Here is a 12,223-nt window from a genome sequence, read left to right on the forward strand (position 1 = left end):
CACATGCGACAATGCGCATTCAGCGCCGGCGTCGGCGTGTCTTTTCACTTTCGGGAAGTGCATCGAATGAAGATGGGAAAGCGCGGCGCGGCGGCGTCGCTACTGATGGTGGCACTGTCGGCATCGATGCCGGCGATGTCGCAGCAACCGGCCGCAGCGGCCACCAAGGAGAAGCCAGTTTTGAATGCATCGTCTGAGAAGAGCACGCGCGACAACGTCAGCTACGCCATCGGTATGGATGTGGCACGTTCGTTCGAGCCGATTGCCCAGGACATCGATGTGAGCGCACTGCAACGCGCCATCGAGAATGCATTCAAGGGCGGCAAGCCGCTGTTGTCCGACGAGCAGACCCAAGCCACCGATACCGCATTGCGCACCGCGCTGGCGGCACGTAACGGGCAGCAGGTTCCGGGCATGGCCCCGGGCAGCGCGCCGGCCGCGCCGTCCAAGGAAAATGTCGGCCTGATGCTGGGCGATCGCGCAGTCGGTCCCTCGCTGGCCGGCATCAAGGACGAGATCGACCTGTCGATCCTGATGGAAGCCGTCCGCACCGTGTTCGCCAAGGGCACCACGCGCCTGACCCAGCAGGAAGCCGCGGCCACCATGCAGGCGTTCGCCTCTGCCAAGCAGGGCGCTGCCGGTGCCAAGAACCGCGAGGAAGGCAATGCCTTCCTGGCCAAGAACAAGACCGAAAAGGGCGTGATCACCACCGCATCGGGCCTGCAGTACATGGTGCTGCGCCAGGGCAGCGGCGAGCGTCCGATGCCCACCAACACGGTGCGCGTGAACTACGAAGGCAAGCTGCTCAACGGGCAGGTCTTCGACAGCTCGTACCAGCGCGGCCAGCCGGCCGAGTTCGGTCTGAATCAAGTCATTGCAGGTTGGACCGAGGGCGTCGCCTTGATGCCGGTCGGTTCGAAGTATCGTTTCTGGATTCCATCCAACTTGGCCTATGGCCCGAACGGCACGCAGGGGGGGCCGATCGGACCAGACGCAACGTTGACGTTCGATGTCGAACTGATGGGTATCCTTCCCTGATCCCCCACAGGAGTACCCCCACCCATGCGAGTTGCGATCTTTGGTACCGGCTATGTTGGTCTTGTCACCGGTACCTGTCTGGCGGAAGTAGGTCATCACGTTATCTGCGTGGATATCGACCAGGCGAAAGTTGATGGTCTCAATCGTGGGGTGATTCCCATCTATGAACCCGGCCTGGAGCCGATGGTGAAAGCCAACCACGCCTCTGGCCGGTTGCGCTTCACCACCGATGCGGCCGAGGCGATTGCGCACGGCGAAATCACCTTCATCGCGGTGGGCACGCCGCCGGACGAGGATGGCAGTGCCGACCTGCAGTACGTGCTGGCGGTTGCGCGTACCGTCGGCCGGCATATCGACGGCCCGTCGGTGGTCGTCAACAAGTCCACCGTGCCGGTCGGCACCGCCGACAAGGTGCGTGTCGCGATCCAGGAAGAGCTGGACGCACGCGGTGTGGACCATGAATTCGACGTGGTCTCCAACCCCGAGTTCCTCAAGGAAGGCGACGCCGTGGCCGACTGCATGCGTCCGGACCGCATCGTCATCGGTGCCAAGAAGCCGGCGGCCATTGCACGCATGCGCCGTCTGTATGCGCCGTTCAACCGCAACCGCGATCGCATCGTGGAGATGGACGTACGGTCGGCCGAGCTGACCAAGTACGCGGCCAACGCGATGCTGGCGACCAAGATCAGTTTCATGAACGAGATCGCCAACATTGCCGAGCGTGTCGGTGCGGACGTCGAGCACGTGCGTAACGGCATCGGGTCGGACCCGCGCATCGGCTGGCACTTCATCTATCCCGGTGCCGGCTATGGCGGCTCGTGCTTCCCGAAGGATGTGCAGGCATTGGCCAAGACCGCCGAGCAGTACGGCATGGAGCCGACCCTGCTCAACGCGGTGGAAAGCGTCAACAATGCGCAGAAGGGTCACCTGTTCGAACTGGTGCAGCGTCATTACGGCGCCGAAGGCACCGGCAGCATTGCCGGCAAGACCTTCGCGGTCTGGGGCCTGGCATTCAAGCCCAATACCGACGACATGCGTGCTGCGTCCAGCCGGCGTTTGATGGAGCAGTTGTGGGAAGCCGGTGCCACCGTGCGTGCCTACGACCCGGAAGCGACCCACGAAGCCAAGCGCATCTTCGGCGAGCGCGACGACCTGACCTTCTGCGACGAGGCATTTGCCGCGCTGGAAGGCGCCGATGCCCTGGTCGTGGTCACCGAGTGGAAGCAGTTCCGCAGCCCGGATTTCGGCAAGATCAAGCAGGCCTTGAAGGACGACGTCGTGTTCGACGGTCGCAACCTTTACGACCCGCAGGAAATCGAAGCCGCAGGTCTGGCCTACTACGCCATCGGACGAGGCCGTTCGTTGCATGCATGAGCAACTCTCGCCGCGCGACCAGGAACTGGACGCGCGGTTGGTTGAACTGGAAACGCGCCTGTCCTTTCAGGAGCAGGCGCTCAACGAACTGAGTGAAGCACTTGCGGACGCCCGTTTGACGGGCGCCCGCAACGCCGAGCTGATCCGCCACCTGCTCGAGGATCTGGGCAAGGTGCGCTCCACGTTGTTTGCCGACGCTGCGGATGAACCGCCGCCTCCGCACTATTGATTGCAGATTGCCACCGCCATGAGCGATACCTTACGTGACCAGTTGCTTGGGTTGGGCTTCAAGTCCGCACCCAAGCCCGAACGCAAACCCGACGCACGGCCTACCGCGCGTCAACATGGCAACGGTGGCAGGCCTGCGCCCGGCGGCAACAAGCCGGGCGGCCAGGGCAGGGGACCGCAGCGGCCGCATGCCGCTGCGGCGACCGACGGCAGGGGCGAGCGCAAACACGATGGCCGGCCCGAGCGTCGCAACGATGGCAAGCCGGCGGCATCGCCGCGTCCGCAGCAGTCCACTGCCGAGCGTCGCGGACCCAGGCCGGCACGCACGCGCGAAGACATCGATCTGGCCAAGGCCTATGCGATCCGCGCGCAGCGCGAGAAGGACGAGCGCATCGAAGCCGAGCGGCTGAAGCAGGAAGAAGCACGCCTGCGTCGCGAAGCGAAGGCCAAGCTCGAAGAGCTGCTCAAGGACAAGGGGCTGAATCATGCCGATGCGGACATCGCCCGGCATTTCCCGTATGGCGGCAAGATCAAGCGTATCTACGTGACTGCCGATCAGCTCAAGGCGCTCAACGCCGGTGAGCTGGGTGTGCTGCAGCTCAACGGCCGCTATCTGTTGGTCACCGCCGAGGTACTGGCAGAAGCCGAAGCGGTGTTCGCGCCATCGGTCGCATTGAAGGTGGACCCGAATGCGCCGGCAGGCGAAGACCCGTATGCCGACCCCCAGTATCAGGTGCCCGACGACCTGGTCTGGTAACCCTGCGTGCGCTAGGTGTTGTTGGTCATGGGCACCTGATGGGTGCCCATGTTATTTGGTGCGTTGCCTTGCGTGGTGCGCACCTGATCGTTACTGCGCGCGGTCCGGCCGAGCCATGCAGCAGACGCGGCGTGGGCGATACACGGGCCGGTCACGGCGCGCGCGGCACCATCGCGGCCTCACCGGTCAACGCCTCCGGGCATGGTGCCTATTGTGTTGCCGCTCATTCCCTGCCGATGGTGCCGTGTATGTCCATGTTGTCGAAAATGTTGAAGGCCTGCGTTGTTGCATCGGCCACATCCACCGCGCGCGGCGCTTCGGGTTTGCAGGCGACGCGCGCCTTGGGGCCGGCCGCGGTGATGCTTGGGTTGTGCGTGGTGAGTCAGCAGGCCGCTGCACAGGCGGAGGACGCACCGGCGTTCGACCGTCCCGGTATTCCGTTTGCTGCCGAAGTGCTGCAGCCTGGCGCGTTCGCCTGGGAGCAGGGCCTGCCGGACGCGAGTACCGATCGCAGCGACGGGCAACGCACCACGCAGTACACCGCCGATACGCTACTGCGCCTGGGGCTGTTCCAGAACGTGGAGCTGCAGGTGGGTAGCGACAGCTACAATTGGCAGCACGGTGGCGGCGAGCGTGTGCGTGGCGGGGGCGATAGCCATATCGGCCTGAAGGTGGCATTGCCGTCGCAGTCGGACAGCTTTCATTGGGCCGCGCTCGGCAGCTACAGCGTGCCGACCGGCAGCCCCGCCTTCAGCGAGGGCTATGCGCGCGAACTGGGCGTGACCGCGTCCTGGGATCTGGCGCAGCAGCGCGCCCTGGCGCTGTACGTGAACTACGCACGCGACAGCGACGGGCATACCTGGACCTTCTCGCCGAACTACACGTTCTTCTCCGGCGAGCATTTCAGCAGCTACGTAGAAGCGGGCTTCGACACCGGCAGCGAGCACTCGCGCGTGGCCGGCGCCGGTGGTGCCTGGCAGTTGCCGCATGCGATGCAACTGGATGTCTCGGTGCTGCGCGGGCTGACCTCCGAAAGCCCGGACTGGCAGGGCGGGATCGGCCTGTCGATCGCATTCCAGTAAGGAGGCGACTGCAGTCAGGATCGGCGCGGCTGCTGGTTATGTTGCACTGCCGCATGCATTGGGTGCGCGGAAAAGGCCTAATTGGATCGATCCAATCGACGCCAGATGCATGCGCACTTCTTCCATTGCAAGGTCGGCAGCGTGACGCGTGCCAAACCGACTCCGCCCGCTGCGGAGGACGGCGATGCCCGTCGCGGCGGACGCGGTGCGGTGACCTTGCGCGATATCGCCGGCGCCATCGGCGTGTCGCGTGCGACGGTGTCGTTGGTGCTGCGTGGCAGCCCGCTGGTGCACGCGGCCACGCGCGCGCGCGTGGAGGCCGAGCTGGATCGGCAGCACTACGTCTATAACCGTGCCGCCGCCAATCTGCGCCGCCGCACGTCATCCAGCATCGCGCTGGTCATCAACGATCTGTCCAACCCGTTCTTTGCCGAATTTGCCGCAGGCGTGGACGAGGCGCTGGGCGCAGCCGGTTATGTGACCCTGCTCGGCAGCACCGGCGAATCGACGCAGCGCCAGCAGGCGGTGTTGACCTCGCTGATGGAGCACACGCCTGCCGGCATCATCCTGTCGCCGGCCGAAGGCAGCCAGGCGCAGGCCTTGACCCAGGTGCTGGGGCGTCAACACAACGTGGTGTTGTTCAACCGCGAAGTGGAGGGCGCGGGCTGGGATCTGCTGGCGCTGGACAACGAGCAGGGCGCGTTGCTTGCCTGCACGCATCTGATTGCGCAAGGCCATCGGCGCATCGTGTTCTTCGGCGGGCATGCCGAATCCAGTTCCTGCAGGCAACGCCGTGCCGGTTATGCGCGCGCGATGGCCGATGCCGGCCTGCCCGCGCACTATGTCGAATCCGCACCGAACCGGCAGGAGGCTGCGCTATGCGCCGGTCGCATGCTGGATCGTGCCGAACACGATCGCGCAACCGCGGCGGTCTGCTACAACGACAGTGTCGCCTTGGGCCTGATGGCCGCGCTGGCGATGCACGGCATCGTGCCGGGGCGTGACTTCGCGGTGACCGGCTTCGACGATATCGCCGAAGCCGCATTGTTTACCCCCGCGCTGACCACCCTGGCCGCCGATCCGCGCGCGCGCGGCCGCCAGGCGGCGCAGCTGGTGCTGCAGCGTATCGGCAGTCCCGACCTTGCATCGCAACGCCTGACCGCCGCGGTCGAATTGAAGATCCGCGCCAGCAGCGCCGGCGCGTCGAGTTCCATCGTTTCGCTTCACTCCCCCAGCGATTCCCCCGCACATTCCCCCACCAAGGCCTCAGGCCGCTGACCAGGCAATTCCTATGGTTTCCCTTTCCACGCAATCCACAGTGCCAAGTGGCAACAAGGCGCCCGTCAACAACGGCGTTGCGTTGTCGGTCGTCACCACGATCTTCTTCATGTGGGGCTTTCTCACCTGCCTCAACGACATCCTGATTCCGCATCTGAAGGCGGTGTTTGAACTCAACTTCGCGCAGGCGATGCTGGTGCAGTTCACCTTCTTCGGCGCGTACTTCCTGATGTCGTTGCCGGCTGGCTGGCTGGTGGCCAGGCTTGGCTACAAGCAGGGTATCGTGGCCGGGCTGGCGGTTGCCGCGGTCGGTGCGTTGGGCTTCTGGCCTGCGGCAGAACTGCGCGTCTATGGCGCATTTCTCGGCGCACTGTTCGTGCTGGCAACCGGCATCACCATCCTGCAGGTGGCCGCCAACCCATATGTTGCGCTGCTGGGTCCGGAGCGCAGTGCCTCCAGCCGGTTGACGCTGGCGCAGGCGCTCAATTCGCTGGGGACTGCGATCGCACCGCTGTTCGGTGGCTGGCTGATCCTGTCCAACACCGTAATGAGCGGCGACCAGCTCAAGGTGCTGCCCGAAGCCGAGCAGCTGGCCTATCGCGTACAGGAAGCGCAGGCCGTGCAGGGGCCGTACATCGGTCTGGGCATCGTGCTGTTCCTGCTGGCGATCTTCGTGTTCCTGTTCCGTCTGCCGGCATTGACCGACGCGGGCGCGCAGAAGGACGAAAGCAGGCATTCGCTGCTGGACGCCCTGGCGCATCCGCACGTGCGCTTCGGTGTGCTGGCGATCTTCTTCTATGTCGGCGCGGAAGTGGCGATCGGCAGCCTGATGGTCAACTATTTCTCGTTGCCGCAGATCGGCGGGTTCACCGAGCGCGAGGCGACCCACTACGTGTCGGCCTACTGGACGCTGGCAATGATCGGCCGCTTCATCGGCTCGGCGCTGCTGGCCAAGTTGTCGCCGCGCGTGCTGTTGTCGGTGTTCGCAGGGATCAACGCGCTGCTGCTGGTGCTGACCATGGCCAGTGGTGGCATGCTGGCGGTGTATGCGCTGGTGGCGATCGGCCTGTTCAATTCGATCATGTTCCCAACCATCTTTACGCTGGGCATCGAGCGGCTTGGTCCGCTGACCGGTCGCGCGTCGAGCCTGTTGATCATGGCCATTGTCGGCGGCGCCATCGTGCCGTATCTGCAAGGTCTGCTGGCCGACAGCATCGGCTTGCACGAGTCGTTCGTGCTGCCGCTGGTGTGCTACCTGTACATCGTGTTCTATGGCATCTGGGGCTCGCGCCTGCGTGGCGCACTGGCGGAGGCGCACGCATGAGTGCGGCCAAGAACCGGGTGGTCTGTTTCGGCGAGGCCTTGATCGACATGCTGGCATTGCCATCCGCCGGCCCCGACGAGGCACGTACGTTTGCGCAATACGCCGGCGGTGCGCCGGCCAATGTCGCGGTTGCGGTGGCGCGGCTGGGTGGCGCGGCGCATTTTGTCGGCATGCTGGGGCGCGACATGTTCGGCGACTTCTTGCTGCAGAGTCTGCAGCACGCCGGCGTCGCCACCGATGGCATCGTGCGCACTGATCAAGCCAAGACCGCGCTGGCCTTCGTGGCCCTGGATGAAGCCGGCGAGCGCAGTTTCAGTTTCTATCGTCCGCCTGCGGCGGACCTGTTGTTCCGCCCCGAGCATTTCGCCGCGGACGCCTTCACGCAGGCCGCCGTGCTGCATGTGTGCTCCAACAGCATGACCGAACCTGCGATCGCGCAGTGCACGCTGGACGGCATGCGCCGCGCTCGCGCCGATGGCGCCATCGTCAGCCTGGATCTCAACCTGCGCCCGATGTTGTGGCCGCAGGATGTGGACCCGGCCGCGCTGCTGTGGGAGGCGTTGGCACTGGCCGACGTGGTCAAGCTCTCGCGCGAGGAACTCGATTACCTGGCCGGCACGCTCGATGGCGATGCCAGCACGGTCACCCGCAAGCTCTGGCAGGGCCAGGCCAGCTGGTTGCTGGTCACCGACGGCGGCGGGCCGGTGCATTGGCAGACACGCACCGATTCCGGCCAGGTGCCGGCCTTCGACGTGCAGGTGCGTGACAGCACGGCAGCGGGCGATGCATTCGTCGGCGGCCTGCTGTTTCAGCTGGCTGCGCGCGCGTCCACGCTGGAGCAGCTGTGTGGCGATGCGGTTGCGATGACCGCGGTGATCCGCTTTGCTGCGGCGGTCGGTGCGCTGGCGGTGACGCGCAAGGGCGCGTTTGCGGCGATGCCGAGCGTCGATGAAGTCCATTCCCTGATCCAGGAACAACCATGAGCCGTTTGCCTGCGACCCCCGCACCCGATTTCCGTTCGGCCGATGTGCTGCGTCAGCATATCGCCGACACCATGGCGTTCTACCATCCGCGCGCGATCGACCCGGCGGGCGGATTCTTCCAGTATTTCCGCGATGATGGCGCGATCTACGATGCCGGGCACCGACATCTGGTCAGCAGTACGCGCTTTGTCTTCAACTACGCGATGGCGTATCGCGAATTCGGCGATGCGCAATACCTGCAGGCAGTGCATCACGGCCTGGATTACCTGCGCAAGGTGCACCGCAATCCGGCCACTGGCGGCTATGCCTGGACCCTGCGCGATGGCGTGGTCGAAGACGACATGAATCACTGCTACGGCGTGGCGTTCGTGCTGCTGGCGTATTCGTGCGGCCTGAAGGCCGGCATCGAAGACGCGCGCGCATGGATGGACGAGACCTGGCAGCTGCTGGAAAAACATTTCTGGGAGCCGGGATTCGGCCTGTACCGCGATGAAGCCGATGCGCAGTTCAACTTCACCAGCTACCGCGGCCAGAACGCCAACATGCACATGTGCGAGGCGATGATCGCCGCGTACGAAGCCAGTGGCGAGCAGCGTTATCTGGACCGCGCCTTGTCGCTGGCCGACACCATGACCCGGCGTCAGGCGGCCAAGGCCGACGGCCTGGTGTGGGAACATTACGATCCGCAGTGGAACATCGACTGGGACTACAACCGCGACAATCCCAAGCACCTGTTCCGCCCCTGGGGTTTCCAGCCCGGCCATCAGACCGAGTGGGCCAAGCTGCTGATGCTGCTGGATCGCTACGCGCCGAGCGACTGGTTGCTGCCGACCGCGCAGCATCTGTTCGATGTGGCGGTGGAGCGCTCCTGGGATGCACAGCGTGGCGGGCTGTATTACGGCTTCGACCCGGACGGCAAGGTCTGCGACGACGACAAGTACTTCTGGGTGCAGGCCGAATCGCTGGCGGCGGCGGCGTTGCTGGCGCAGCGCAGCGGCCAGGAGCGCTACTGGCAGTGGTACGACAAGCTCTGGGCGTATTCCTGGGAACACATGGTCGACCACCGCTATGGCGCGTGGTATCGCATCCTGGATGCGGACAACCGCAAGTACAGCGATGAAAAAAGCCCCGCCGGCAAGACCGATTACCACACCATGGGCGCGTGCTACGAGGTCTTGAACGTGTTGCGCCCGGCTGCCTGATGTTGATGTGATCAAAGCGCCGCTGTCGAAGGTCGGCGGCCCCACCGTAGGAGCGCACCCGGGCGCGACAAGGCATTACTGGTAATGCCCTGTCGCGCCCGGGTGCGCTCCTACGGTGTTTGCGGCGGCGCTTATTCCGGGTCGTAATCCAGGTTCGATGCCAGCCAGCGCTCGGCCAGTGCCAAAGTGATGCCCTTGCGCCTGGCGTAATCGGCCACCTGTTCCTTGCCCAGGCGCCCGACCACGAAGTACTGGCTCCTGGGATGGCTGAAGTAATAGCCGGAAACCGCTGCGGTAGGCAGCATCGCGAAACTTTCGGTCAGCGTGATCGAGGTGTGGCGCTCGGCATCGAGCAGGTCGAACAGGGTGCGCTTTTCGCTATGCTCGGGGCAGGCCGGGTACCCCGGTGCCGGGCGAATGCCGCGATAGCGTTCGGCGATCAGTGCCTCGTTGTCCAGCGTCTCGTCGTCCACATAACCCCAGAACTCGGTACGCACGCGTTGATGCAGGCGCTCGGCCAACGCCTCGGCCAGGCGGTCGGCCAGGGCCTTGAGCAGGATCGCGTTGTAGTCGTCGTGCGCGGCTTCAAACCGCGCCACATGCGGGTCGATCCCGATGCCGGCGGTGACCGCAAACGCGCCGATCCAGTCCTGCTTGCCGCTGCTTCTGGGCGCGATGAAATCGGCCAGGCAGAAGTCGGGGCGGTCGATGGGTTTGTCGACCTGCTGGCGTAAGAAGTGCAGGGAATGGGGAATGGAGAATCGGGAATGGTCCGGCGCCGAAGGATCGCCTTGCGATTCCCGATTCCCGATTCCCGATTCCGCAGGATCGGTCAGCACAACGACATCATCGCCGACGGCATTGGCCGGCCATAGCCCGAACACGGCCTTGGCGGTCAGCCATTTTTCCGCGACGATGGTGCGCAGCATCTTGCGTGCGTCGCGGTACAACTCGCTGGCCTGGCTGCCGACCACCGCGTCGCTGAGGATCGCCGGGAACTTGCCCGCCAGTTCCCAGGCCTGGAAGAACGGGGTCCAGTCGATCAGCTCGATCAACTCCTGCAGCGGGTAATCGTCGAACACGTGCAGGCCGGGCTGGCGCGGGGCGGGCGGTGTGTAGCTGTCCCAGTCGCCATCGAAACGCTGTGCGCGTGCCTTTTCCAGCGGCACCAGGCGCTTGGCGTCGCCGCGATTGCGATGGCGCGCGCGGATCTCCGCGTAGTCGGCATCGTTGGCGGCGACAAAGGCCTGGCGCAGGTCGCGCGAGATCAGCGATTGCGCAACGCCTACCGCACGCGAGGCATCCTTCACCCACACGGTGGGGGCGGTGTAATGCGGGTCGATCTTCAATGCGGTGTGCGCGCGCGAAGTGGTGGCGCCACCGATTAACAGCGGAATCTCGAAACCTTGTCGCTGCATCTCGCGCGCGACATGCGACATCTCTTCCAGCGACGGCGTGATCAGGCCGGACAGGCCGATCAGGTCGGCATTCTCCGCACGCGCCCGGTCCAGGATCACCTGCGCCGACACCATCACGCCCAGATCCACCACATCGAAGTTGTTGCAGGCCAACACCACGCCGACGATGTTCTTGCCGATGTCGTGTACATCGCCCTTGACGGTGGCCATGATGATCTTGCCGTTGGACTTGCCGACATCGCCGGTACGCAGTTTTTCCGCTTCAATGAACGGCAGCAGATATGCCACCGCCTTCTTCATCACGCGCGCGGACTTGACCACCTGCGGCAGGAACATCTTGCCGGCGCCGAACAGGTCGCCGACCACGTTCATGCCGTCCATCAGCGGCCCTTCGATCACATCCAGCGGGCGCGTGGATTGCTGGCGCGCTTGCTCGGTATCGGTTTCCACGAATGCGTCGATGCCATGCACCAGCGCATGCGCCAGCCGTGCGCGCACCGGCTTCTCGCGCCAGGCCAGGTCCTCGACTTTCGCCGCGCCCTTGCTGCCCTTGTAGCGTTCGGCGATGTCCAGCAGCCGCTCGGTGCCGTCCTTGCGCCGATTGAGGATCACATCCTCCACGCGTTCGCGCAGTTCCGGGTCCAGCTCGTCGTAGATCGGCATGCCGCCGGCGTTGACGATGCCCATGTCCATGCCGGCCTTGATCGCATGGAACAGGAACACCGAGTGGATCGCCTGGCGCACCATTTCGTTGCCGCGGAACGAGAACGACACGTTGGAAACGCCGCCGGAAATATGGCAATGCGGCAATGTGCGCTTGATCTGGCGGGTGGCTTCGATGAAGTCCACCGCGTAGTTGTCGTGCTCCTCGATGCCGGTGGCCACGGCAAAGATGTTCGGGTCGAAGATGATGTCTTCCGGCGGGAAGCCCACCTGTTCGGTCAGCACCTTGTAGGCGCGCGTGCAGATCTCGACCTTGCGCGCGCAGGTGTCGGCCTGGCCCACTTCATCGAAGGCCATCACCACCGCGGCGGCGCCGTAGCGCAGCACCTTGCGTGCCTGTTCGATGAACAACGCCTCGCCTTCCTTGAGCGAGATCGAATTGACCACGCTCTTGCCTTGCAGGCACTTCAGGCCGGCTTCGATCACGCTCCACTTGGACGAATCCACCATCACCGGAATGCGCGCGATGTCAGGTTCGGACATGATCAGGTTGAGAAAGCGCGTCATCGCCTTTTCCGAATCGATCAGGCCCTCGTCCATGTTGACGTCGAGGATCTGCGCGCCGTTGGCGACCTGCTGGCGCGCCACTTCCACTGCTTCTTCGTAGCGCTCCTCCTTGATCAGCTTGCGGAACTGCGCGCTGCCGGTGACGTTGGTGCGCTCGCCCACGTTGACGAACAACAGGTCCGGCGTGATGACCAGCGGTTCCAGGCCGGACAAGCGGGTGTAGCGGGGAGTGCTCATGCGAGGCTCTGCTGGACGTTGACGGCGGCGCGATTGGTCTTGGTGCGTGGGCGTTCCTCGCGGCCTGGCCAT

Annotated in this window: 10 protein-coding genes; 9 read left to right on the top strand and 1 reads right to left on the bottom strand. The window is 64.7% G+C overall.

Translation table 11 applies throughout. The features are described from left to right. Positions 1–66 precede the first annotated feature (66 nt). The 9 genes from EO139_RS16780 (at position 67) to EO139_RS16820 (ending at position 9,266) form a co-directional block, all read left to right on the top strand. Entirely contained in the window at positions 67–1,038 is a 972-nt protein-coding gene (locus EO139_RS16780) for an FKBP-type peptidyl-prolyl cis-trans isomerase (RefSeq protein WP_016901531.1), read from the top strand. 24 nt (positions 1,039–1,062) lie between these two features. Beyond that, positions 1,063–2,412: a UDP-glucose/GDP-mannose dehydrogenase family protein gene (locus EO139_RS16785; protein WP_024939343.1), complete on the top strand. Its 1,350-nt coding sequence runs from the start codon at positions 1,063–1,065 to the stop codon at positions 2,410–2,412. Continuing rightward, positions 2,405–2,641, top strand: coding sequence for a SlyX family protein (locus EO139_RS16790; protein WP_024939344.1), 237 nt, complete (start codon positions 2,405–2,407; stop codon positions 2,639–2,641). Before EO139_RS16785 ends, EO139_RS16790 begins: the two co-directional genes overlap by 8 nt. Positions 2,642–2,659: 18 nt before the next feature. Further along, positions 2,660–3,397: a DUF2058 family protein gene (locus EO139_RS16795; protein WP_342344526.1), complete on the top strand. Its 738-nt coding sequence runs from the start codon at positions 2,660–2,662 to the stop codon at positions 3,395–3,397. Positions 3,398–3,633: 236 nt separating this feature from the next. After that, on the top strand, positions 3,634–4,479 hold the full coding sequence (locus tag EO139_RS16800; RefSeq protein WP_126971795.1) for a transporter: 846 nt from the start codon (positions 3,634–3,636) through the stop codon (positions 4,477–4,479). Positions 4,480–4,584: 105 nt separating this feature from the next. After that, positions 4,585–5,757, top strand: a complete 1,173-nt coding sequence (locus EO139_RS16805) for a LacI family DNA-binding transcriptional regulator (RefSeq protein WP_164739912.1) — start codon at positions 4,585–4,587, stop codon at positions 5,755–5,757. A 13-nt stretch (positions 5,758–5,770) separates the two neighbouring features. After that, a complete protein-coding gene (gene fucP, locus EO139_RS16810; protein WP_104648410.1) occupies positions 5,771–7,081 on the top strand; it encodes an L-fucose:H+ symporter permease in 1,311 nt (436 codons plus the stop codon). Beyond that, a complete protein-coding gene (locus EO139_RS16815; protein WP_164739892.1) occupies positions 7,078–8,064 on the top strand; it encodes a carbohydrate kinase in 987 nt (328 codons plus the stop codon). The genes fucP and EO139_RS16815 overlap by 4 nt, the downstream gene beginning before the upstream one ends. After that, positions 8,061–9,266 (top strand): AGE family epimerase/isomerase, encoded by a 1,206-nt coding sequence (locus tag EO139_RS16820; protein ID WP_126971564.1) that lies wholly within the window; start codon positions 8,061–8,063, stop codon positions 9,264–9,266. The genes EO139_RS16815 and EO139_RS16820 overlap by 4 nt, the downstream gene beginning before the upstream one ends. A 131-nt stretch (positions 9,267–9,397) precedes the next feature. Here the strand turns inward: EO139_RS16820 and metH are convergent, their stop codons facing one another. Continuing rightward, the gene (metH, locus tag EO139_RS16825) at positions 9,398–12,223 is read right to left on the bottom strand and encodes a methionine synthase (RefSeq protein WP_126971566.1); all 2,826 of its coding nucleotides are present in this window, start codon (positions 12,221–12,223) and stop codon (positions 9,398–9,400) included.

Origin of the sequence: Xanthomonas sp. BRIP62411, from assembly GCF_003993525.1 — a bacterium.
Lineage (GTDB): Bacteria > Pseudomonadota > Gammaproteobacteria > Xanthomonadales > Xanthomonadaceae > Xanthomonas > Xanthomonas euroxanthea.